We start from the raw sequence: 22826 nt of genomic DNA, 5'->3' as shown, positions 1-22826 counted from the left end.
GTCTAGCTGATGGCCAGCGGCGCAGCGGAGTTGGCAAAACTGGGCTGAACGGTCAGGGGCAAGGTGATGACAAACTCGGTATACTCGCCCGGCTCGGTTTCCACCGTGAGCGTGCCGCCGTGACCTTTGGTTATCAAGTCGTGGCTCAGGGCCAGGCCCAGGCTGGTGCCTGCCTCGGGAGCTGTGGTCGAGAAAAACCGTTCGAATACCTTGGGCAGCAGCTCCGGCGGAATCCCCATGCCATTGTCGCGCACCCGGATTTCGATGTGGCTGCCAGCATTGCGCGTACTGACGGCCACCTGCGGGATGTAGCCCTCCTGACCCATCCGCTGGCGCTGCTGCACGGCCTGAAAGGCATTAGTAAACAGGCTGATAAGAACCCGGCCCAGGTCGTGGCGGATAATGGAGAGGTTGCCCACGGCTGGGTCCAGGGTAGGCAGCAGCGCCGAGTAGAAAGAGCGGCTCTTGGCCCGGGTGTCGTGGTAAGTCAGCCGGAGGTAATCTTCCACGAAGGCGTTGACGTCGGTAGGCTGGTGCGGGCCGGGGCTGGTGCTCGAATATTCCAGCATACCGCCCACAATGGACGCCGCCCGCTGGCTGGAGCGCACAATGTTGTGCTGGTATTGGCTTAGCGCCTGCAGGTTATCGGCTACGGTGTCGGGCTCGGCCACGGCTCCGAGGCGCACCAGTTCCCGGCGCAGATTTTCCACCAGATCGGCACTGACGCCAGCCAGGTCCCGCACATTATTGACGGGCGTCTGAATCTCGTGGGCCACGCCGGCCATCAACTCGCCCAGGGAGGCCATTTTTTCGCGCAGCACCAGCTGGCTTTGGGTAAGCTTGAGCTCGTGCAGCATCCGGCCCAGACTGTCGCGCTGGTTGGTAATTTCCTGATTTAAAGCCGATAATCGGGTATTAGCCCGCTGTTGCAGGCGGTTGTTGCGCCACAGCAGCAGGGCCACCAGTAGGAGGCTACCCAGCACGCCGGCCAGAATATAGAGCCGGTTGCGGGCCTCAAACTGAGCATGCTCCAGTTCCAGCTCCCGCAGGCGCTGCTGCTCGGCAAAGCCAATGGCGTCGAGCTGCTTGATTCGCTGCGGATTGTAAAGGCTGTCTTCGGCCTGCAGCATAATGCGCATGTACTTGAGCGTGCTGTCGGTGCGTTGCCGGGCCTGAAAAGCCTCGGTGAGCAGCTCGCTGGTGCGCACTACCCCGATGATAAACGGCAGCGACTGCGCCAGCATCAGGGACTTACGAGCGTAGAACACGCTGGAATCGAGCTGCTGCCGGCTGTAGTAAAGCTCGGCCATGTATTGGTAGGCCCGGCAGGCGCTACGCCGGTCATTCTCAGGAAAGGCGGCCTGGGCGCTGCGCCGGTAGTAAGCCAGACCCTCAGCGGGCTGGCCCCGGGAGGCGCGGAGCAGACCTATTTCCCGCAGCACATACGGCAGCGGGTTGCCCCAGCAGCTCTGGTTGACGGTTTTGGAGCTTCGGGTCAGCTCGTAGGCACGGTTCAGGAAATACTGGGCCGAATCAAGCTGCCCCCGGCCCTCGTAGCTGGCGCCCAGGTTGGTAAGCACGCTGATGAGTTGGGAATCGTCGCCGAATCCTTGCTCGTAAATCCTTTTAGCACGAAAATAATACGACAGGGCCGGGCGGTAGTCTTCCAGGGCGTGGTAGAGCAAGCCCATCTGGTTGAGGGTACGAGCCATGGCTTCCAGGTCGTGGCTTTGTTCGTGGAGCTGCAGGGCCTGCAAGTCGATGCGCAGGGCCTGGGGCAGGTTGCCCCGCTCTCCCATCAGAATGCCCAGGCGGGACAAGCAGCGTCCTTCGCCTTTGGCATACTCAATCTTGCGGGCCAGTTGCAGGCCCTGCCGGGCATACCATAGCACCGAGTCGAAGCGGGAGTAACGGTAGGTGGCGCTCAGGTCGGCCAGTAGCAGTACGCGGGTTGTGTCGTGCCGGGCCCCGGCCAGCGCTGCCCGTAGTCCCGCCGTCTGCGGACTTTGGGCCTGAGCCAGCGTGCCGAATAAGGTCCAGAAGCTGAAAAATAGTATGGGAAGTAGTTTCCGCATGTGTAAAAGTAAGAAACAACTATTAGCCAAACAGTATATTGTTTGGCTAACAGGTTCTTTCCTCTCACAATCAGCGAATACCGGGCCGGGAATCCACTGCCGCTACACCCCGAATTTGCGCAGAGTATATGTGAAGCTCAGCAGCACGTAGCGCGTGAGCACCCGGCTGCGCACGTCTTCCAGGTAGGTGTCCGTCACGTTGCGTACCACGCTGCGGTTCTGGTTCAGGATGTCGTACACCTGCAGCTTTAGCTCGCCCTGCTGGTTGGTTAAGAATTGCTTGGCCAGGCCCATGTTCCACAAGCCCACGCGCTGGTTATAGCCAGCGGCCCGGCCTGAGTTGTTCACAAACCACACGTCGGAAGTCAATACCACGTGGCCCGGCAGCTGGTAAAACCCATCGGCCGTGAGCGTCTGGGTGAAGTAGGCCGTATTCTGCTCGGGCAAGAGGGAATAGCGGGCATTCTGATAAGTCAGGTTGGCGCTGAAGCCGAATTCCAGCCGGTCGTTGTAAGTAGAGTTGAGGCTTAGGCCCTGGCCCAGGCTCCAGGTGCGGGCCACGTTCGGCGCATCGTTGACGAAGCTGCGGCCCCGGGTCAGGCTGCCGTTGGTGGTTAGGTTCAGGTTTACTTTGTGCGTTGCCAGCCGCTGCCCCCAGGCCAGAAAGCCATTCAGGACCCGGTAGCCGTCGGCATTCACGGGCCGGGTGGTTTGCACGCCGGCGGCGCTGAAATACGTGGAGGTTACAATCCGGTCCTGCACCTGGGCCGCGTCGAGGCGGGCAAACAGGCTGCGGTTAGTACGGGCATTGAATTGCGAAAAGGAGCCTACCAGGGCGTGCACGTACTCGGGCCGCAGCGCGGGGTTGCCCACCTGAATAGTGAGCGGGTTGGAGTTGTCGGCTACGGGCTGCAGCTGAGTGGCCGTGGGCGCGTTCAGCCGGGTGCGGTAGTTGAGGCGCAGCGTGCGGCTCTGGCTGCCGTTGTAGCTAAGCAGGGCGTTGGGCAGCAAGTGCTGAAAGCGGCGGCTGAGCACGGAGTCGGCCGTCTGGTTCTGCACCCGCAGGCCCGACTGTTGGGCATCGAGGCCCAGGCTGTAGGTGTAACGCAGGCGGCGCGTTTGCAGCAGCAGGCCGGCCCTGTTGGCCACAAACTGGCTGGTAAACTGATTGCTCAGCAGCGGGTTCAGGGCGTCGTAGCGGCCGGTAGCTTCGCGGTAGTCCAGCACGGTTCGGTTGGCGCGGTCCTGAGTAGCCGTCAGGTTGTAGTGGCTTTCCAGCTTGCGCGTTAAGGACAGCGGCTCGGTCCACGACAGGTTCAGCACATTGGTCAGGCCAGCCGTGCTTTCCCCGATCTGCTGGTCAAGGCTGCGGTTGCGGGCCGTTCCGTCTTCGGCATACAGCGTGTTGGCAGCCTGGTTGAGCGTTTGCTCGCGCTGGTCGTTGAGGGTCGTGTTCAGGTTCAGGGAAAAGGTGCGGCCCGTGGTTTGAAACCGGCGCATGAGCAGCAGGTTGTTGGCCCCGTTCCAGCCGGGCGTGCGGCTGGTGTAGCGCACCTGGCCCTGATTGAGCAGCTGCCCGGCGCGGGCGGTCTGCTGCTCGCTGCGGCGCTCCTGCTCCAGCCGCTGCCACGAGCCAAACGGCGTGAGGCGCACCGTGGTCAGGGAGTCGAAGGTGTAGTCGAGGCGCAGGTTGAAGCGGTGGCCGGGCGTGGTTTCGCGCGAATACAGATGCTGGTCGGTCAGCAGAGGGGCCGCCGCTTCGCCGGCCTGGTCGGGTCCGGCCGTGGCGTTCTGGCGCCGGCTCTGCTGGTCGGTTACCACGTTCGTGCGGCTGCCCAGGTAGCTGGTCGCCACCTCGGCCCGCTTGCCCCAGGCGTCGCGGTAGTTGAGCCCCACCGCCCCCGATTCCAGTATGTTATCAGGCTGCTCGTTGTCGGAGCTGGCGGCGCGGCTGCCTCCTCCCACCCGGACGCGGGCCGTGCCCCCGCCCGGCCCGTTGGCCGGCGGCCCCACAGAAACCGTGGCCGGGCCGCCATTGTCGGAAAAGCCCTGCTGGTTGATGTTATTGGCCATGCCCAGCGCCGAAATCTGCCGGCCGTTGTTGAAGCGGTTGATGCCCAGGCGGGTCTGGTAGCGGCCGTTGGTGCCTGCGCCCGCGCTGTTAGTGCCAAAGTAGCCCCGGCGCTTGTCGCGCTTGGTTACTAGGTTCAGGGTGCGCTGCTGGTTGCCGTCGTCGATGCCCGAAAAGGCGGCCTGGTCGCTGCGCTGGCTGTAGAGCTGCACCTGGTCGATGATGTCGGCGGGCAGGTTGCGGGTCGCCATTTTGGGGTCGTCGCCGAAGAAGGGCTTGCCATCGACCAGCACCCGGCTCACGGCCTGGCCCTGGGCCCGGATGTTGCCGGCCCGGTCGACTTCCACGCCCGGCAGCTTCTTAAGTAAAGCCTCCACGGCAGCGTTGGGCTGGGTTTTGAAAGCCCGGGCGCTAAAAGCCAGCGTGTCGCCCTGCACCGCCACCGGGGCCCGTTCCTGCTCCACTACCACCTCGCCCAGCGTGTGCGACTGGGCCCGTAGCGGCAGCACGCCCAGCGTTACGGTAGGGCTGCCTTCGGCCACGCGCACTGGCACGAGCCGGCTTTTGTAGCCCAGAAACGTGATGAGGACCAGATACTGACCCGGGGCTACGTTGCGCAGCCCAAACTGCCCGTCGCCGTCGGTGATAGTGAAGGTCAGGTACGAAGAGTCGCGGGCGGCCAGCAGCGACACCGACGCCTCGCGCAGCACCTTGCCGCTTACCGAGTCGACGACGGTACCGGTGATAGTGCCTTTGCCGGTCGGCGCTTTCTGGGCGCGGGCGGCCGGGCTGCCCAGGAGTCCGACCAGCAGGAGAAGCAGGAAAAAGCGCATTGCCGGAGCCTAGTTACCGCGCTGCTCCTGGTCGAAGAGGCGCTGCCGGAAGTCGGCCCGGGCTTTTTCGCGCAGGTCCTGCAGTTGGGCCGCCGTTACCAGCTGAGCCTCAGCGGTAGGCTTTACTTCGGCCTCGGCCACGGCTTTCAGATTCACCTTGGTGGCCCGGTACTGTTCCCGGGCTCCTTCCAGGGCCAGCACCACGCCTTTCTCGGGCAGTAGTTCTTTTACCGGCGAGTAGGTGAAGGGCAGCTCGGTGGTGTACCACACGGTGTAGGTTTCCTGCTTGAAGGGCACGGTGGCTTTGCGGCAGGTGTAGCCGGCAATTTTCTTGGTTTGGTCGGTCGTTTGCCAGCCGGGAGCTTTGCTGAAGGGCGCGTCGGTACGGTAGCTGGTCGTGACCTCACCTTTTTTGATGGTCAACACCGTGGTGAGCTTGTTTTCGGCCAGGTTCACGTACACCGCTTCCTCGTAGGGCCGGCCCAGGTTGGTGACCTGCGGGGCCGCGCCGGGGCCGCCTTCCACCACGGTGCGCATGGCCGCGTTCTGGCGTTCTTCCTTGGCAAAGCCTCCGGCGAAGCTCAGCGTCATGGGAAAGCTGCGCACGTCGGAAATGTCGGCGGGGAAATCGGGGCTGCCGGGCTTTACTGCCTGCCCGTTGATTACCACCCGCATTTGCGAAGGGTCCACCTTCTGGGTTACTTCGAACTGAATGAGGCCCGCCGTTTGGGCCTGGGCGCGGGTCAGCAGCAGCAAGGTGCTGGCGCTAAGTAGGAGGAAAAGCTTTTTCATGGGAAATGAGCAGATAGTTGATGGCTCAAACCTCCGGCTTTGGCGTGTTAAGCACTGTTATAGAATGTTAAACAGTGTTAACGGGCCACCAAAACCCCTCGGGACCAGCTATTTTCGTCCTCGACCTTTAGCCCTCCCGCCCCATGAAACGGCGCATCCGCTCCATCTTCTGGCTTATGACGCTCTGCATTCTGGGCATCAACGGCTTCCAGGCGTACTGGCTCTACAACACCTACCAGCTCACCAACTCCCAGCTGGAGCGCACCGCGCGCGAGGCGCTGCGCACCGTGCTGCTGCAGCAGCAGTTGCGTCAGGCCCGGGAGCTGCTGCCCGCCGGTGCCGGCAAAAAGCCCGTGCGCGTATTTGTGCGCCAGCTCGGCGAAGGTGGCCCCGACCAGCTAGAGCTGACTACTACCCGCCAAACCACCACTGCTGACGGCCAGCTGCAAACTGTGAGCGTGCAACGGGAGCTACGCCGCCGCCCCGGCCCGCTGCCCGCCGCCGACACGCTGGCCCGCAACCTGACCCAGCTACTGCTCCACGACTGGTCGGATAAGCGCCCCGTAAACCTGGCCGAGCTTACCCGGGCCTACCGGACCGAGCTGCGCCTGCGCCAGGCCGACGCGCCCTTCACCCTCGACACGCTCACCATTCGCCCCCAGCTCGCCCGAAGAGGGGGCGTACAAATAGTGCGGTTTGTACAGCCGCCTCAGTCGCCAAACAGGGCCTTCAGCACGCCGCCGATGCTGCTCAACCCCGTGCGCGACCAGTACGTGCAGGCCTCGTTTGGGGCCCCACTTCCTATGTGCTACGCCGCATGGGCGGGCTGCTGGCTGGCTCGGTGCTGCTGCTGGGCCTCACCACGGGCTGCTTTGGGCTGATGCTGACTACTATTCTCAAGCAGAAAAAGCTGTCGGAAGTCAAGAACGACTTCATCAACAACATGACCCACGAGCTGAAAACGCCCCTGGCGACGGTGTCGGCGGCGGTGGAGGCCCTGCAGCACTTCGGGCCCTGCACGACCCGCAGAAAACCGAGCAGTACCTGGCCATTTCCCGGCAGGAGCTCCAGCGCCTGTCCGACCTGGTGGAGAAGGTGCTCACCATTGCCGTGGAAGAGCGCCAGACCCTGGAGTTGCACCCCGAGCCGGTGCAGCCCGCCGAGTTGGTGCAGGAGCTGGTAGCCCGGCATCAGCTGAAGGCCCCCAAGCCGGTGCGCTTTCAGGTGAGCCTGCCCGCCACCGGCCCCGTGCGCTTCGACCGGCTGCACGTGGGCAACGTCATCAGCAACCTTATCGACAACGCCATCAAGTACTCCGGCGAGCAGGTTACCATCGGTATCCGGGGCGAGGCGGAAAACGGCGGCTGGCGCCTCACCGTTACCGACGACGGTATCGGCATTCCGCGGTCCTACCAGGAAGCAATTTTCGACCGGTTCTTCCGGGTGCCGACCGGTAACCTGCACGCCGTGAAGGGTTTCGGTCTGGGGCTTTACTACGTGCGTCAGGTAGTGGAGCGCCACGGGGGCCAGATTCAGGTGCGCAGTGAGCCGGAGCAGGGCAGCGAATTTTCCTTCTGGCTTCCGGCCTAAGGCACGACAACTCTCCTGCTTATCTTATAGGAGGGAAACCAGATTTCTACTGATTAAGTAACCTGCTCCGGAAATGCCTACCGTTCTGCTCATTGAAGACGAAGCCGCCTTGGGGCTTATTGTGAAAGACAGCCTGGAGGTGCGCGGCTTCCGGGTAGAATACGCCGCCGATGGGGAAGAAGGTCTGCGCCTGTTTCAGGCCGGCCCGCCCGACATTGTGGTGGCCGACGTGATGATGCCCAAGCTCGACGGGTTTGCGCTGGCCCGCCAGATTCGGACCCAGAACCAGACCGTGCCCATCATCTTCCTGACGGCCCGCTCCCAAACCGCCGACGTGGTGCACGGCTTCGAGCTGGGCGGCAACGACTACCTGAAAAAGCCCTTCAGCATGGACGAGCTCATCGTGCGCATCCATGCCCTGCTGAGCCGGCAGCCCGCCGCAGCCCCGGCACCGGTCGGCCCGCTGCCCATCGGCCGTTACCGCTTCGACTATCCCAAGCAGAAACTCTGCCTGGACGGCCACAGCGCCGACCTCTCCAACCGGGAGGCTGAGTTGCTCAAGCGCCTCTACGACCAGCGCAACCAGGTGCTGGAGCGCACCACCGTGCTGCGGGAGCTCTGGGGCGACGACAGTTTCTTTAATGGCCGCAGCCTCGACGTGTTTATTACCCGCCTGCGCCGCTACGTCAAGGATGACCCCCAGGTCCAAATTCTCAATATCCGCGGCATCGGCTACAAGCTTATCGTCTGAGCGGGGAGCAGTGGTCGGAACAAGCCTGGGTTGCGTACAACACTTTGGCGGTAGTAGCTTGCCGCTGCCTGCCTGGTCAGGCTCCACTTTCTGTCTGCTGCTCCGTGAAAAAACTTTCCTCGCCGTTGGCTGTGCCGGCGCAAATCCTGACCGCCCTGCTGCTGGTAGGCAGCCTGTTTGCCGGTTGTGCCCGCCTGCCCATTGCCGCCACTGCCCCACCCGCCTTCGACGCCATTCAGGAAGCCGAATTGCGCAAAGACCTCTTTGAGCTGGCCAGCGACAGTCTGCGGGGCCGCCGTGCCGGCACTGCCGATGAACTGCGGGCCGCCGTGTGGGTGGCTGAGCGGGCCCGGCAGCTTGGCCTGGAGCCCGCCGGCGACGACGGAACCTACTTTCAGTTTTACCCGCTGCGCCGGCTTACCGTGGCCGCTACCACCCAGGTGCGCATCAACGGGCAGCCCCTGGCCTTGTGGCAGGACGCCTGGGTGACGGCGCCCATCGAATCCCGCCTGGATGCCCCCGTCACCTGGCTCAACTCCTTGGCCGACACGGCCCGGGGAAGTCTGCGGGGCAAGGTGGTGGCCATGACGCTGCTGCCTCCCCGGCCGCTGCCCGCGCCCAAAATGAGCCTCTGGGGCTTCCGCTACATTCTGGCCGCCCTGAATCAGCAAACCACGGTGCTGCGACGGCAAGGAGTGGCCGCCATTGTGCTCGTGGCCGATAACACCGCCGAGCCGCAGCTGGGGTTTGTGGGGCACCGCTATAAGGATGGAGTTTACCAGCTGCCGGCCATGGCGACAGCCGCACCCACCGTGCCTGTGCTGTTGGTGCGGCAGGCCGCTGGGGCTCCGCTTAAGTCGGGCAAGGCCCAGCTCAAAGCCGAGCTCGATGCCAACACCTTCCTTTATCCGTCCGTGAACGTCATTGCCCGGGCTCCCGGGGCTGATGCCGCCCTGCGGCAGGAAAGCGTGCTGTTTAGCGGCCACCACGACCACGACGGCGTCGGGGACCCGGTAGAAGGCGACTCTATCTGGAACGGGGCCGACGACAATGCCACAGTGAGCGTGGCTATGCTGGCCATTGCCCGGGCCTGGAAACAGCGGCCCGGCCAACGCTCGGCGCTGTTTGTGTGGCACGGGGCCGAGGAGCGTGGTCTGCTGGGCTCGCGCTGGTACGCCGAACACCCCACCGTGCCCAAGTCGTCCATCGTAGCCGTGCTCAATGGCGACATGATCGGGCGCAACGCCCCCGATTCGGCAGCGCTGCTCGGCTCTACCGGTCCGCACCGCAACTCTACACCCCTGGTTGACATGGCGCTGAAAGCCAATGAGCAGTTCGCCAAGTTTACCATCGACACCTCCTGGGACGACCCCAAGCACCCCGAGGGCTGGTACTTTCGCAGCGACCATGTGCCCTACGTGCGGGCCGGCATTCCGGCCCTGTTCTTCACCACGCTGCTGCACCCCGACTACCACACGCCCAAGGACGAGGCTTCGCGCATCGACATCACCAAGCTGGCCCGCATGACGCGCTGGATGTACGCCACAGGCTGGGCCGTATCGAACACTGTCCAGCGGGTAACGGTAGACCCCGGGGCTAAGCTGGAGCGGTAAGGCTTCCTGGCCAGACTATAGACAACGAAAAAGGCCGACAGAGCAAATCTGTCGGCCTTTTTGATGATACTATACTACTGACAACTGCTAGTGGTGCAGCGCCAGCTCGGGCTCCGGTACTGTCTCGGGTTCCTGGGGGCCGTATTTGCTGTGCTCGGCGCGGTAAGCCCGCTCGAAAATGAGGGGAAGATAAACAGCGTCAGGATCGTGCCGGTAATCAGGCCGCCGATAACGACGATGGCCAGCGGCTTGGAGGTTTCGGAGCCGATGCCGGTGCTGAGCGCGGCCGGCAGCAGGCCGATAGTGGCCATCAGGGCCGTCATGACCACGGGCCTCACCCGGCTCGTCACGCCGTCCTGCAGGCTGGCGTCGAGGCTCATCTTGCGGAGCATATTTTGTTTGAAGACGGTGATGAGAATGACCCCGTTCTGAATGCAGATACCGAACAACGCAATGAAACCGATGCCGGCCGAAATCGAGAAATTGGTGTGGGTGAGCAGCAGCGAGGCGATGCCGCCGATGATGGCAAAGGGCACGTTCAGCAGCACCAGTCCGGCGTCCTTGAGGTTGCCGAAGAGAATGAACAGGATGAAGAAAATGAGGCCGAGCGAGATGGGCACCACCTGCATGAGGCGCTCGGTGGCACGGCGCTGGTTTTCGAAGTCGCCGGTCCACTTCATGGAGTAGCCTTTGGGCAAGTTCACCACCTGATTCACCTTTTTCTGGGCTTCCTCGATGGTCGAGCCCATGTCGCGGCCCCGGATGCTGAACTTGACGGCCGAAAACCGTTTGTTGTCGTCGCGGTAAATCAGGGAGGGGCCGTTGACGGGACCGATGTGGGAGATTTCCGAAATCGGGACCATTTTGCCCGACTGGGTAGGCACCATCAGGCGGCTGATTTCGGCCGGGGTCTGGCGGTATTGCTTCTCGTAGCGCACCCGCACCGGGAATTTTCGCTCGCCCTCGTAGAGCTGGGTGGCCTGCTTGCCGCCCACGGCCATTTCGAGCACGGCGTTGGCATCGGCCTTGTTCACGCCGTAGCTGGCCATGAGCTGCTCATCCAGTTCCACGTGCAGCTCGGGCTGCCCAATGTTGCGCAGCAAACCCAGGTCGTCGACGCCGTTGATGCTTTTCAGGACGTTGTAGACCTCGCCGGCCTTGTTTTCCATCAACTGCAGGTCGGTGCCGTAAATCTTGACGGCAATGGAGCCTTTCACGCCCGAAGCGGCTTCCTCCACGTTGTCCATGATGGGTTGGGAGAAGTTGAAGTTGACGCCGGGGAAGCGGGCCAGCTGGCCTTTCATGTTCTCGATAAGCTGCTCGCGGTAAGCGGCATGCTTCATCTTGTCCTGCACTTCCTTGGTGTGCTTGATCTGGACCAGGAACTCGTTGTTGTAGAAGCCTGTCGGGTCGGTGCCGTCGTTGGGGCGGCCGGTCTGGCTGACCACGTCCGACACCTCAGAATAGGACAGAAACACCTGGCGCATCTCGTTGCAAAGCTTGTTCGACTCATCCAGCCCGATGCTCAGCGGCAACTGGGCCCGCACGTAAATCGAGCCTTCGTTGAGCTCGGGCAAGAACTCCGAGCCCAGCAGCCGGAAAGCACCCAGGCCTCCGGCTACCACCACCGCCGCCAGCAGCAGGCTAAAGGTTTTGTGGCCATACGTCAGGCGGAAGAAGCGTTGGGCCCCACGATTGATGCCGCGAACGAAGAAGTTGTCTTTTTCCCGCACGTCTTTCTTCAGCAGAATGCTCGTCAGTACCGGCACCAGCGTGAGGGTGAAGATCAGGGCGCCGAGCAAGGCAAAGCCCAGGGTCCAGGCCAGGGGGGAGAACATCTTGCCTTCTACCTTTTCAAAGGAGAAAATCGGCAGCAAAGCGGTGATGATGATGGCCTTGGAAAAGAAAATGGCCTTGCCCATGTCGCGGCCGGTTTTCTTGATCAAGCCCAGCTTGGCCAGGTTGTTAAACTTCGGCATGCCCACCTTGTGCGCCCGGTGGTCGAGGGCCACGAAGAGTCCTTCCACCATGACCACGGCCCCGTCGATGATGATGCCGAAGTCGATGGCGCCCATGCTGAGCAGGTTGGCAGACATACCCTTGAGTCGCAGGCAGATGAAGGCAAACAGCAAAGCCAGCGGAATAATGACCGACACAATGACCGTGGTGCGCCAGTCGGCCATGAACAGGAACACGATGACGGTGACGAGCACAATGCCTTCGAGCAGGTTGTGGAGCACGGTTTCGGTGCTGAAGTCAATAAGCTGCTGCCGGTCGTAGAAGGTCTTGATCTGCACGTCGCGGGGCAGAATCTTCTCGTTGAGCTCCTGCACCTTGGCCTGCAGGCTGGCAATAACCTCGGACGGGTTTTCGCCCTTGCGCATCACCACGATGCCTTCCACCATGTCGTCGTTCAGGCCCCGGCCCACCTTGCCCAGCCGCGGCAAGGCCGATTCCTGCACCTCCGCCACGCTCTTTATCAGAATCGGGGCCCCGTGGACGTTCTTGATGACCGTATTGTTGATGTCGCCGATGTTGTTGAGCAGCCCGATGCCGCGCACCACGAAGTTCTGTTGGCCCTGCTGAATCACGTCGCCGCCCACGTTGATGTTGGAGCGCTGAATAGCCTCGTACACGTCGAGGGGCGTGATGCCGAAGGTTTGGAGCTTGGTGGGGTTCACGCTGATTTCGTAGCTTTTTACCTCGCCGCCAAAGCTGTTCACGTCGGCCACGCCGGGCACGGCTTTCAGATTGCGCTCCACCACCCAGTCCTGAATGGTTTTCAGCTCCCGGGCCGTTTTGCCGGGGCTTTCCAGGGTGTAGCGGTAAATTTCGCCGGTAGGCCCGTAGGGCGGCTGCACTTCCGGGTCGAGGCCGTCCGGCAAATCGACGCCGGCCAGCAGGTTGTTGACTTGCTGCCGGGCGAAAAAGTCTTCTACGCCGTCGTCGAATATGACCTTGACCACCGACAGGCCGAAGAGGGAGGTGGAACGTACACTCGTTTTCTTCTGCACCGGGTTGAGCCCGATTTCAATGGGCGCCGTCACGAACTTCTCAACCTCCTCGGCCGAGCGGCCGGGCCACTGGGTAATGATGGTGATTTCGGTGTTCGTCACGTCGGGAAAGGCCTCGATGGGCGTGTGGCGGTAGCTCACCACCCCGGCCACGATGGTCAAGATGGTCATCAGAAAGACGAACCCGCGGTTTTTAAGCGAAAAGGCGATGATGCCTTGAATGAACTTATTCATAGATCAGGACAGAGAGGTGGAAAGCCGGGAGCCGATGGGCGCAAGGGCTCCTGCACGGCACGGCAGTAGCCGTCAGCCCTGCGCGGGCGAGTACTGGCGGTGGGCTGCTGCCTGCTTAAAGGTTAGTTGTTCAGCTCGTTGTAGACGAGGAGCTGGTTTTTGGCGATAATCACGTCGCCGGCTTGCACGCCCGAGGTCAGGTAGCTGACCTCGCCCACGGTTTTATCCACCTTCACCTCACGGGTTTCTACCTGCTGGCGGTTTTTGTAGACCATCACGTAGTTTCGGTCCTTATCGAAGATGACGGCCTGGGCCGGTACGGCCAGCATCTTCCGGTTTTCGGTGTTCAGCACTTTGATCTGGGCGTACATCTCGGGCTTGAGCAGGTAGCCGGGATTGGCGAGCTTCACGCGCACCTTCATCACCTTCGAGTCGGGGTCGAGCACGTTGAAACCCTTGTCGATTTTGCCCGTGAAGTGCTGGTCGGGGTAGGAGAGGGTGGTCACGTCGGCGGCGTAGCCTTCCTTGACCTTGGCAATGTCCGACTCGAACACGTTGGCCATAATCCAGACCTCGTCGAGGTTGGCGATGGTGAAGAAGTTGCTGACGTTGTCGTCGTTGTACTGCATGTTCTCCGTTACATTCTTCTCCGTGATAAAGCCCGAAATCGGGGCCTTGATGGTGTACTTGCCGTCGGCCGAAACGCCGTAGACGCCCAGCTGCTTGCGCGACTTGCCCACATTGCCCTGGGCCTTCTGCAACTCCTTGCGGGCCAGGGTCACGTCGCGCTCCGAGGCCAGGCCAGCCTGATACTGGTCTTCGAGCACCTCCAGATTTTTGCGGGCAATGTCGAGGTCGGTGCCGGCGGCGCTGCCTTGGTTTTGCAGGTCGGCAATTTCGCCCGAGCGAATAATGGCCAGCACCTGCCCTTTCTGCACGTAGTCGCCGAGTTCCACGCGCAGGTCTTCCACCACGCCGCCTACCAGCGGAAATACCTTGGCGGTTTTGTCGCCGTCGGTGGCAATCTGGCCCGAAAGCGTCAGCTCGTTGCGGACCGGCTCGGCGCGCACCGTGTCCGTCTTCAGCTCGCGCAGCATGGTATCCGACAACGAAAAGCCTGCTTCCGGCTTGGGTTGAACTTCGGCTTCGGATTGGGAGCAGCCGGTCAGCGCAAGGCTCAGGGCAAGGGGCAGGAGAGGGGCAAAGCGGTTCATAGGAGTTGGCATGAAATGTCGGTTAGAAGAAATCAGGAGGCAGGCTATTCGGCTTTGAACACCGGCCGGCCCACGGCAAAGTTGAGCTGCTCGAAGGCCCGCACCCGGCTGGCCCGCAGGTTGTTGAGCTGCACGAGGTTGTTTTTGTAGCTCTCGTAGAAGTCCAGAAACTCCACGGTGGTCAGGTTGCGCTTGGCGTAGCTCTGCTCGATGCCGCCGATGAGCCGGTCAAAGTCGCCGGTGTCGCGGCTGGAGCTTTGGTAGAGCTGGTCGGTTTGGCGGGCCAGCTGGTAGGCCTGGCGCACGTCGGTTTGCACCACGAGCTGCTGCTGGTCGGCCTGGGCCTTGCTGCCCTCAATGAGGGCCCGGGCGGTGCGGATATTGCCCTGGTTGCGGTTGAACAGGGGCACGGCCAGCCCTACGGTCACGGCGTTGTAGTTCTGGATATAGTTACCGGCCCGGTCGTAGGCGTAGCCCAGGGCCAGGTCCGGAGTAGCCAGGGCGCGCTGCAGGCGCAGGTTTCGGGCTTGCTGCTCGGCATAGGCCTGACGGGCTTTCAGGTCGGCGCGCTGCACCAGGGCCGAATCGGTGAGTTGCTGCTCGGTATAGGCGCCCAGCGTCAGGCTGCGCAGGGCATTCGGGGCCGCCACCGGCCGGTAGTAAGTGCCCGAGTCGTCGCGCAGCAGCACATGGAAATCAGCCTGCTGCCGGGCAAGGTCGGCCAGCAGGGCTTGCTTTTCGTTCTGAAGCTGAAACAGGAAGGCTTTGAGGCGAATCACCTCCTTCAGGGCAATGTTGCCTTTGTCGTACTGGCTCTGGTACTGGGCCACAGTGCGCTGGAACGTACTGATTTCCAGGTCGTACACCCCGATGGTCTGCTGCTTGAAGTACAGATCATAGAAGGTAGTACGCAGCTGGTAGCGCAGATTGCGCTGCAGGTCTTCAAAGGTGAACTGCTCGACCAGAGCGTTTTGCTGGGCCACGCCCGCGGCGGCTTTGCGGCGGCCGGCCAGCGCAAAAAGCTGCTGCACCTGCACGGTGGTGTTGCCGGTGCGCGTCACGTCCAGCACCTTGCGGGTCTGGGGGTTGTAGGTGTTCTGCTCGACGCTGACCGTGGGGTTGTCCCAGAGGCGGGCCTGCACAATCTGAGCCTCGGCCGCCGTGACGTTGTAGCGCTGGGCCAGCAGGGCCAGGTTGTTTTGCACGAAGCGCTGCTCGGCCTGGGGTAGGGTCAGCTGAGTTGTGTCGGGGGCGGCAACCGGCCCGGCGGCGTAGGTGGCGCTGGTCAGCAGCAGAGCCGGCAGCAGAGAGAGGAGGCGTTGCATATCCTGGTTAGGAAGATTGATATGCAAGAGTACGCCGGCCGTATTAGGCCCGAATTAGAGGGGCATTAGAAACAGGTTAGAAGCCAAATATTTTACCGAAAAGCCGATTATTACCCGTTTAGGGGCGGTTTTTACAGCAAATAAAATCGAGTGGCAACCGAAAAGCCGATTAGCGCCCTGGTGAAAATACTGCTTCGGCTACCGTTCCGGCTCCCAGCCGGGACCGAATGAGCAGCTTGCCCCCGTGCAGCTCGATAATGCGCCGGGCCAGGGGCAGTCCCACGCCGTGACCTACCACAGACCGCGCGTTGTCGGCGCGAAAGAAAGGCTGAAAGATGTGACTCATATCGGTGGGCGCAATACCGATTCCCCGGTCCTCAATACGGATATGGACCTGAGCACCCTCATAGCCGAAACGCACGAGCACCAGCTGGTTGTCGGAATACTTTAGCGCGTTGTCGAGCAAGTTGGTCAGGGCCCGGCTTAGCAGCTGACGGTTGCCCCTGAGTTCCAGCTGCTCGGGCGTTGGGGCAGTTCGCCCATCGTAATCTGGACCCGGCGGCGCACTGCCGGGGGCAAGGCTTCCCGGGCCTCCCAGAGCAGCTCGTCAAGCCGGATTTCCTCGCCTGACCCCGCGGCACCTTCGGTTTGGGTAAGCTCCAGCAGGTTATTGAGCAAGGACTTAAGGTGTTGCAGCTCCTGCAGCACGGAAGTCAGCGCCTCCCGGTAGGCGGCCGGCTCCCGGTCCCGGTTAAGCAGCACCTGAATTTCGCCGATAGTGGCCGTCAGGGGAGTACGCAGCTCGTGGGAGGCGTTGCTGACGAAGGTGCGCTGACCTTGGAAGCCTTCCTCCAGCCGCTCGAGCATTCTATTAAAGGTGCGGGCTAGGCGGGTTATTTCGTCCTGCTCACTGCGGCTCAGGCCTTGCTCATCCACGCGCAGGTGTAAGTCGTGGGCCGTAATCCGGTCTACCTGGTCGTTGACGGCCGCAATGGGCGCAAGGGCCCGGCCGGCAAATACCCGTCCGGCCACGTAAATAACGGCCAGGCTACCCGCGAAGATACAGGCTAGAATAGTGGTCAAGTGTTCCAGCCGCTTGCGGCCTGACAGGTTTTCGGCTGCCGCCACAATAATATACTCGCCCTGATTGTCGCGGTAGAAAATACCTACTGCCTGCCGCGGCCCAATATCGAAGTACACTTCCTTCTCGGTCAGGATGCGGGCCAGAATATGGTCGGGAATATTGATGCGGCGGTCCTGCTCAATAAAGCGGGGCTGCAGCCGGGCATCATAAATCTGTAGCACCTCGCCCACCAGGGTGCGGAGGTAACGGCGCTGAAACTCCCGAAAGGCCTCGGCCCGCAGCTCATCCTGTTCCAGAAACACGTAGCCCGTCACTTCGGCCCGGTCGCGCAGGCGCTGGTGAAACTCCTCGTGCGTGTAGTCGGCCTGCAGAATATATACCACCCCATAGCCGCCAGCAAAATCACGGCAACAATTCCCAAAAATAGCCAGGTCAGGCGGTTGCGGATTGTCACGGTTTATGGCGCCAAGGTGAAGAGTGTGCTACAAAGATGAATGGGTTCCGGCCGGGCCCTAGTGAATAGTCTATGCTTCCTCGCGCATCACGTAGCCCATTCCTACCACGGTATGAATTAGCTTTGAGTCGAAGCCTTTGTCGATTTTGTTGCGCAAGTAGTTGACGTACACGTCAATAACGTTGGAGCCGGAATCGAGGGAGTCTTCCCAGGAGTTCTCCGCAATTTCGGCCCGGCTCAGGACCCGGCCCTTGTGCCGCATAAACAACTCGAGTAAACCAAACTCCCGAGCTGTAAGCTTGATGGGCTGCCCACTGCGGGTAACGGTTTTGGCGGCAGTATCCAGGATTAGGTCAGCCAAAGTAAGCGTGGCCCCTTTGGATTCGTGGCCGCGTCGGCGGGTCAGGGCCCGCACCCGGGCCAAGAGTTCCGAAAAGTCGAAGGGCTTGACGAGGTAGTCATCGGCGCCCCCATCGAAGCCTTGCAGCTTGTCGGTGGTAGTGCCCAGAGCCGTGAGCATCAGGATGGGAACCTGCTGGTCCTGGGCCCGGATAGCTTGCAAGACCTCCAAGCCGCTGAAGTGGGGAAGAATGACATCCAGAATAATCAACTCGTAAGCGTGAGACAATGCCAGCTGCCGGCCGAAACGACCGTCGTAGGCTACTTCAACCTCATAGTTCTCCTCTTCCAGGCCGCGCCGGATGAAGGCGGAAACTTTCGGCTCGTCTTCCACGAGTAGGATTTTCATGAGTCCAAGGTACTATAGGTGCCGGATAATCTCTTGTTACCTAAGGTCAAAACAGAATCCAGATATAAGGAACAGGAAAAGTGAAAGCCACGGACCACGCTACTGCAGTTCCAAACAATTACTGCCAAGAAGGAAGGAAATTGGAGGGCACGAAAAATTAATTGCATAAAAATCAGGCGAAACAGGGAGGAATTTCATTGTTTTTTATCTGGGGCAGGAAGCAAAGACAGAACCGGGTGGAAAGAAGCAAGAAGGGACTTTGCGTGTGCTATAAGTGTATAGGTTACGTGTGATGCAAGTTTAAAAACGTCGTTTAAAGGCAAAAGAGAGGGTTTTTAGGTTTGCATTTCCCAAACAACGTCTGAATATTTGACCTCCCGCAAACGTTTGTGGCACCTTGTTCCGCAAGGATCAGTCAGAGCCGGCTTAAGACTTAACTCCCGAATCTGACGCTCTAAGGTGTTCGAGCTTTTGCACTCTGCTCTGTTTACCTCCGCTCTGCTTTCTACCCTTGTCTCATCCCACCTATTGCTGCTATGGCCCGCCCGGGCTACGGTCTCAATGCTGATTCCCCACCAATCCAGCTTAAGCAATATGAGAACTCAACTCTACGCACAACGGGCGGCGCACGACGCCCCGACTTTATGGGGCCGAAGTGTCCGACAGCTTATGCTGACGGCCCTATGCCTGTTTGGCACTCCAGCCGCAGTGTGGGCTCAGTGCAACCAACTCGTGTGGGCCGATGAATTCAATACGCCCGGTGACCTGAGTAAGTGGCAGGTGTACGAGGGCGACGGCTGCAACGTGGGCAACTGCAACTTCGGCAATGCCGAGCTGCAAGCCTACCGGGCCGCCAATGCAACCGTCACGGGCGGCTTTCTGAACATCGCCACCCGGTACGAAAACACGGTAGTTGGCGGCCGCACCTACAATTATACCTCCGCCAAGCTGCAGTCGAAAACGGCCAGCGGCGCCCTGCAAACCTTCAAGTACGGCAAGATTGAAGCCCGCATGAAGCTGCCTTCGGCCCAGGGTATTTGGCCCGCCTTCTGGATGCTGGCCGACCCCGGCAACTGGCCCTACACCGGCGAGATTGACATCATGGAGGCCAAGCACAAGAATCCGAAGTCGGTGGCGGGTACCATTCACTACGACGCGGGCGGCTGGCACTTCACGGGTCGGGAGTACAGCGGTACGGTTGACTTGTCGGCTGATTTTCACGTGTATACCATCGAGTGGGGCCCCGACCAGATCAAGTGGTTTGTGGACGGCACGCTCTACCACACGGCCTCGCCCGCTACAACTTTCGGCAACGCCTGGCCTTTCAACACCAACAACTACTACCTGATTCTGAATACGGCTGTGGGAGGCCCCGGCACGCCGTTCACCGGCAACACGGCTCCTAATCCCGCTGATTACCCCAGCACCACCCAGGTGGATTACGTGCGGGTGTATACCGGTCCTTCGAACTATGCCGTGTACGGCGACGGACAGGTGTTCCAGGGTGAGCAGGGCAAAACCTACCGCCTCGACCCCATTGCCGGCGCGACTTATAGCTGGACGGTACCGGCCGGCGCCACCATTACCAGCGGGCAGGGCACCAGCTCTATCCAGGTAAACTGGGGGACTACTGGCGGCGACGTAACGGCTAGTGTGGCAGTAAATGGCTGTGCGGCTACGACTTACACCAAGGTCGTAACGGTAAGCACCCCTTTGCAGCTCGACCGGGTGTATGAAGACTACGAAGCTAACCGTGCCCTGACCTACGGCACCATGACCGGGGTGCTGACCCAGACCACTGCCAACCCGGCCCCGGCCGCCCCAAACACGTCTTCCACAGTCGGCAGGTACGTACGTAATGGCTCTGAGCAGTACGACGTGCTGTACGTGCGCGGCCTGACCGTAAGCAATGCCGCCGACTTTGCCGCCGGCCGCCGCAAGGTGTACATGGACGTGTATTCCACTGCGCCGGTAGGCAGCAAGATTACCATGCAGTTTGAAAACAGCCGCACCGTACTGGCTACCAACTACCCCACCGGCCGGCAAAGCTCCTACTACGCTACTACCAGTCGGCAAAACGCCTGGGAAACGCTAGAGTTTGATTTTGAGAAGGTTATCGACGCCGGCACCAGCGTGTATGACATCGACAACGTGGTGTTCCTGTTTCAGCCGGGCGTTACCTCGGGCGCTACGTTCTACCTGGATAACATCCTGGTCAAGAAGAAGCCCGACGCGCCGGTTGTAGCCACCGACGTTCTGGAAAACTACGACGGCACCAGCCGGATTACCTTCGACGCTACGCTAACCAATGGCGCTTACACGCCGGCGGTGGCCAACCCCAGTGCCACCGCGCCCAACACCTCGGCTAAAGTGGCCCGGTACGTGCGCAACTCGGTGGAACAGTATGATGTTCTGTTTTTTACGGCCGGCACGCCGGGCAGTGTAATTGAGGATGCCAGCTTGTTTAAGGACCAAACCAACCAGATTCTGGTGGACGTCTACACCTCAGCGCCCGTAGGAACGCCGGTGGTGCTGAACCTGCAGAACAAGGCTGCCGCTGCTGGCACGTACCCGGCCGGCCGCAACAGCAGCTACGAGGCCCGCACTACCAAACAGAACGGTTGGGAAACCCTGGCCTTTTCCTATACCTCGTCGCCCGACGCGGGCACGGCCAACGTGAGCATCGACCAGCTAGCTTTCCTGTTTGCCAACAATTCCCGCACCAGCGACACGTATTATGTCGACAACATCCGGGTGGCGAAGTATGCGGCACCCCAACTTACACGGCCGGAACCATGTTTGAGGACTACGAGGCCACGCACAACCTGACCTTCCTCAGCGCCGACGGTACCTACACGCCCACGGTGGCTAACCCGGCCGCTGTAGCCCCCAACACCTCTGCCCGGGTGGGCCGCTACGCCCGCAACGCCACGGCTACGTATGACGTGCTTTCCTTCCGCACCGGTGCCATCAAAGACGGCAGCGCTTATAAGAAGGGCGACAAGGTGTTTGCCATTGACCTGTACACAACGGCGCCCGTCGGCACGGTCGTTTCCTGCCAGCTGGAAAATGTGGCCCAGTCGAATACCGGCAACTACCCCACCGGCCGCCACAGCATCTATCAGGCTGCCGTGAAGCAAACCAACGCCTGGCACACGCTCACCTTCACTTTCGCCAGCGCCCCGGACCTGGGCACGGCCGACATCGACGTGGACAAGCTCGTGTTCCTGTTTGCTCCCAACTCGACGACCAGCGCTACTTACCACATCGACAACATCCGCAGCCTGGTCAAGACTGGCACCCCGCCGCCTACCAACGCTGCGCCGTCGGTTAGCCTGACTTCGCCAGCCGGTGGAGCCACGTTTACGGCCCCGGGCAGCATTACCATCAGTGCCAACGCCGCTGATTCCGATGGCACCGTGGCCAAAGTAGAGTTTTACAACGGCAGCACGCTTCTGAATACGGATACGAGCAGCCCCTACAGCTACACCTGGACGGGCGTGGCAGCTGGTACTTACTCGATTACGGCCAAAGCCACCGACAATGCCGGGGCTTCCACGACTTCCTCGGCCGTGAGCGTAACGGTAAACGCAGCCGGCAACACGGCTCCTACGGTCAGCATTACGGCCCCAGCCAACGGCAGCAGCTTCACGGCTCCGGCCAGCGTGACGATTACCGCCAACGCCGCCGACGCCGACGGGGCGGTGAGCAAAGTCGAGTTCTTCCAGGGCACCACTAAGTTGGGCGAAGACCTGACGGCTCCCTATAGCTTCAGCTGGACCGGAGCTACTGCCGGCTCATATTCCCTGACGGCCAAAGCCACCGACAACGCCGGGGCCGTTACCACCTCGACAGCTGTGAGCATCACTGTAGCCGGGGCCCCGAGCGGAACCAACTTGGCCTTGAACAAGCCCACTACGACGTCCTCTACCGAAGCGCCTGAGTTTGGCGGCGCCCTGGCCGTGGACGGCAACGCTACTACCCGCTGGGCCAGCGCCTGGGCCGATCCGCAGTGGATTTACGTGGACCTCGGTGCCCGCTACAACGTGAGCCGGGTAAAGTTGAGCTGGGAAGCTGCCCACGGCAAAGACTACCTGGTGCAGGTTTCCAACGACGCGGCTTCCTGGACTACCGTGAAAACTGTAACCGGCAATACCACGCTGACTAATGACCACACCGGCCTAAGCGGCGCCGGGCGTTACGTGCGCATCTATGGTACTGCCCGCGGCACTACCTATGGCTACTCGCTCTACGAGCTGGAAGTGTACGGCACGCCGGCCAGCACCAGCAGCACGGTGTGCGGCGGTACGGTGGCCAACGGCGACTACCGCTATGAGGTCAGCACCACCAACGGGACTGTAAGCTGGAAGTTTGTGCCGCTTACTCCATTGCGGGCAGCAATATGGCGCTGCTGTATGTGAAAGTGGGCACCGGCGGCTACGCAGGGTATAACATGACAGCATCGGGCTCCGACTTCGTGTTTTCCCAGCCCCAGATGGCCGGTGCAGCCCTGTCGTTCTACTTCACTTACCGGGTAGGAACCAGCGGCACCGAGCGTAACTCCAGCGCCACCCCGCACAGCTATACTGTGGGTACTACCTGCGCGCCGGCCCAGGCGACCTTGGCTGCCACCACTACGAAAGGCAGCGTGCTGAGCGCCGCTTACCCCAACCCGGTGACTAAAGCTCTGACCGTAGAGCTACGCGGCGCCTCGGCTCACCGCCTGACCGTGACGGATGTGCATGGGGCTACGGTTCGCACCCTGACGGCCGCCGCGGGGGCCTCCACCGCTACCCTGGACCTGAGCACGCTGCCCGGCGGCGTGTACTTCCTGACCGTGCAGAGCGGCAGTGGGGTAGAGGTGCAAAAAATCATGAAGAATTAAGCGCATGCCCAGCCTGATGACTACCGCTGGCAGTGCTTCACAATAGTAAATGGGAGAGGTGAAGACCCTGGGTGGGCTTCACCGAAACGGGGCGGGATCTTCCCGTCCCGTTTCTATTTCCGGCACTTCGACCCCCTACTTTT

Annotated in this window: 17 protein-coding genes; 8 read left to right on the top strand and 9 right to left on the bottom strand. The window is 61.3% G+C overall.

The window, feature by feature from the left end:
* Positions 1-2: 2 nt before the first annotated feature.
* The 3 genes from MUN79_RS04055 to MUN79_RS04045 form a co-directional block, all read right to left on the bottom strand.
* Positions 3-2075 carry a tetratricopeptide repeat-containing sensor histidine kinase gene (locus MUN79_RS04055; protein WP_244676510.1) on the bottom strand — a complete coding sequence of 691 codons (2073 nt, stop codon included), beginning with the start codon at positions 2073-2075 and terminating at the stop codon, positions 3-5.
* Positions 2076-2177: 102 nt separating this feature from the next.
* The gene (locus MUN79_RS04050; protein ID WP_244676509.1) at positions 2178-4979 is read right to left on the bottom strand and encodes an outer membrane beta-barrel protein; all 2802 of its coding nucleotides are present in this window, start codon (positions 4977-4979) and stop codon (positions 2178-2180) included.
* Between the two features lie 9 nt (positions 4980-4988).
* The gene (locus tag MUN79_RS04045; protein ID WP_244676508.1) at positions 4989-5771 is read right to left on the bottom strand and encodes a GLPGLI family protein; all 783 of its coding nucleotides are present in this window, start codon (positions 5769-5771) and stop codon (positions 4989-4991) included.
* A gap of 143 nt (positions 5772-5914) precedes the next feature.
* Here MUN79_RS04045 and MUN79_RS04040 point away from each other — a divergent pair, with 143 nt between their 5' ends.
* The 5 genes from MUN79_RS04040 (at position 5915) to MUN79_RS04020 (ending at position 9725) form a co-directional block, all read left to right on the top strand.
* Positions 5915-6652 (top strand): hypothetical protein, encoded by a 738-nt coding sequence (locus tag MUN79_RS04040; RefSeq protein WP_244676507.1) that lies wholly within the window; start codon positions 5915-5917, stop codon positions 6650-6652.
* Positions 6589-6954, top strand: coding sequence for a histidine kinase dimerization/phospho-acceptor domain-containing protein (locus tag MUN79_RS04035; protein WP_244676506.1), 366 nt, complete (start codon positions 6589-6591; stop codon positions 6952-6954). Before MUN79_RS04040 ends, MUN79_RS04035 begins: the two co-directional genes overlap by 64 nt.
* On the top strand, positions 6858-7361 hold the full coding sequence (locus MUN79_RS04030; RefSeq protein ID WP_244676505.1) for a sensor histidine kinase: 504 nt from the start codon (positions 6858-6860) through the stop codon (positions 7359-7361). Before MUN79_RS04035 ends, MUN79_RS04030 begins: the two co-directional genes overlap by 97 nt.
* A 73-nt stretch (positions 7362-7434) precedes the next feature.
* Complete coding sequence (locus MUN79_RS04025) at positions 7435-8112, top strand: response regulator transcription factor (protein WP_244676504.1); 678 nt, start codon at positions 7435-7437, stop codon at positions 8110-8112.
* A gap of 104 nt (positions 8113-8216) precedes the next feature.
* Positions 8217-9725, top strand: coding sequence for a M28 family metallopeptidase (locus tag MUN79_RS04020; protein WP_244676503.1), 1509 nt, complete (start codon positions 8217-8219; stop codon positions 9723-9725).
* 74 nt (positions 9726-9799) lie between these two features.
* Here MUN79_RS04020 and MUN79_RS04015 read toward each other — a convergent pair whose 3' ends face one another.
* The 6 genes from MUN79_RS04015 to MUN79_RS03990 all read right to left on the bottom strand — a co-directional run bounded on the left by MUN79_RS04015 (position 9800) and on the right by MUN79_RS03990 (position 17798).
* Complete coding sequence (locus tag MUN79_RS04015) at positions 9800-12973, bottom strand: efflux RND transporter permease subunit (protein WP_244676502.1); 3174 nt, start codon at positions 12971-12973, stop codon at positions 9800-9802.
* Positions 12974-13095: 122 nt separating this feature from the next.
* Positions 13096-14199, bottom strand: coding sequence for an efflux RND transporter periplasmic adaptor subunit (locus MUN79_RS04010; RefSeq protein WP_244676501.1), 1104 nt, complete (start codon positions 14197-14199; stop codon positions 13096-13098).
* A 32-nt stretch (positions 14200-14231) separates the two neighbouring features.
* The gene (locus MUN79_RS04005) at positions 14232-15512 is read right to left on the bottom strand and encodes a TolC family protein (RefSeq protein ID WP_244676500.1); all 1281 of its coding nucleotides are present in this window, start codon (positions 15510-15512) and stop codon (positions 14232-14234) included.
* A gap of 169 nt (positions 15513-15681) precedes the next feature.
* Positions 15682-15978 carry a sensor histidine kinase gene (locus MUN79_RS04000; protein WP_244676499.1) on the bottom strand — a complete coding sequence of 99 codons (297 nt, stop codon included), beginning with the start codon at positions 15976-15978 and terminating at the stop codon, positions 15682-15684.
* 17 nt (positions 15979-15995) lie between these two features.
* On the bottom strand, positions 15996-16979 hold the full coding sequence (locus MUN79_RS03995; RefSeq protein WP_244676498.1) for a histidine kinase dimerization/phospho-acceptor domain-containing protein: 984 nt from the start codon (positions 16977-16979) through the stop codon (positions 15996-15998).
* 141 nt (positions 16980-17120) lie between these two features.
* On the bottom strand, positions 17121-17798 hold the full coding sequence (locus MUN79_RS03990; protein ID WP_244676497.1) for a response regulator transcription factor: 678 nt from the start codon (positions 17796-17798) through the stop codon (positions 17121-17123).
* Positions 17799-18467: 669 nt separating this feature from the next.
* Here MUN79_RS03990 and MUN79_RS03985 point away from each other — a divergent pair.
* Genes MUN79_RS03985 through MUN79_RS03975 form a run of 3 tightly spaced genes read left to right on the top strand, consistent with a single transcriptional unit; the run spans position 18468 to position 22683 of the window.
* Positions 18468-20627: a family 16 glycosylhydrolase gene (locus MUN79_RS03985; protein WP_244676496.1), complete on the top strand. Its 2160-nt coding sequence runs from the start codon at positions 18468-18470 to the stop codon at positions 20625-20627.
* The gene (locus MUN79_RS03980; protein ID WP_244676495.1) at positions 20594-22219 is read left to right on the top strand and encodes an Ig-like domain-containing protein; all 1626 of its coding nucleotides are present in this window, start codon (positions 20594-20596) and stop codon (positions 22217-22219) included. Before MUN79_RS03985 ends, MUN79_RS03980 begins: the two co-directional genes overlap by 34 nt.
* Positions 22201-22683 (top strand): T9SS type A sorting domain-containing protein, encoded by a 483-nt coding sequence (locus MUN79_RS03975; RefSeq protein ID WP_244676494.1) that lies wholly within the window; start codon positions 22201-22203, stop codon positions 22681-22683. Before MUN79_RS03980 ends, MUN79_RS03975 begins: the two co-directional genes overlap by 19 nt.
* Positions 22684-22826: the final 143 nt, after the last annotated feature.

This window comes from Hymenobacter cellulosilyticus (genome assembly GCF_022919215.1).
GTDB classification, from domain to species: Bacteria; Bacteroidota; Bacteroidia; order Cytophagales; family Hymenobacteraceae; genus Hymenobacter; species Hymenobacter cellulosilyticus.
Note: the sequence above shows the minus strand (reverse complement) of the source record. Positions and strands in the feature narration are given on the sequence as shown.

Coding starts and splice junctions, on each gene's coding strand:
- MUN79_RS04050 (WP_244676509.1), bottom strand. CDS start 4,979: ATGCGCTTTTTCCTGCTTCTCCTGCTGGTCGGACTCCTGGGCAGCCCG.
- MUN79_RS03975 (WP_244676494.1), top strand. CDS start 22,201: ATGGCGCTGCTGTATGTGAAAGTGGGCACCGGCGGCTACGCAGGGTAT.
- MUN79_RS03990 (WP_244676497.1), bottom strand. CDS start 17,798: ATGAAAATCCTACTCGTGGAAGACGAGCCGAAAGTTTCCGCCTTCATC.
- MUN79_RS04055 (WP_244676510.1), bottom strand. CDS start 2,075: ATGCGGAAACTACTTCCCATACTATTTTTCAGCTTCTGGACCTTATTC.
- MUN79_RS04015 (WP_244676502.1), bottom strand. CDS start 12,973: ATGAATAAGTTCATTCAAGGCATCATCGCCTTTTCGCTTAAAAACCGC.
- MUN79_RS03980 (WP_244676495.1), top strand. CDS start 20,594: ATGTTTGAGGACTACGAGGCCACGCACAACCTGACCTTCCTCAGCGCC.
- MUN79_RS03985 (WP_244676496.1), top strand. CDS start 18,468: ATGCTGACGGCCCTATGCCTGTTTGGCACTCCAGCCGCAGTGTGGGCT.
- MUN79_RS04010 (WP_244676501.1), bottom strand. CDS start 14,199: ATGCCAACTCCTATGAACCGCTTTGCCCCTCTCCTGCCCCTTGCCCTG.
- MUN79_RS04045 (WP_244676508.1), bottom strand. CDS start 5,771: ATGAAAAAGCTTTTCCTCCTACTTAGCGCCAGCACCTTGCTGCTGCTG.
- MUN79_RS04035 (WP_244676506.1), top strand. CDS start 6,589: ATGGGCGGGCTGCTGGCTGGCTCGGTGCTGCTGCTGGGCCTCACCACG.
- MUN79_RS04005 (WP_244676500.1), bottom strand. CDS start 15,512: ATGCAACGCCTCCTCTCTCTGCTGCCGGCTCTGCTGCTGACCAGCGCC.
- MUN79_RS04040 (WP_244676507.1), top strand. CDS start 5,915: ATGAAACGGCGCATCCGCTCCATCTTCTGGCTTATGACGCTCTGCATT.
- MUN79_RS04025 (WP_244676504.1), top strand. CDS start 7,435: ATGCCTACCGTTCTGCTCATTGAAGACGAAGCCGCCTTGGGGCTTATT.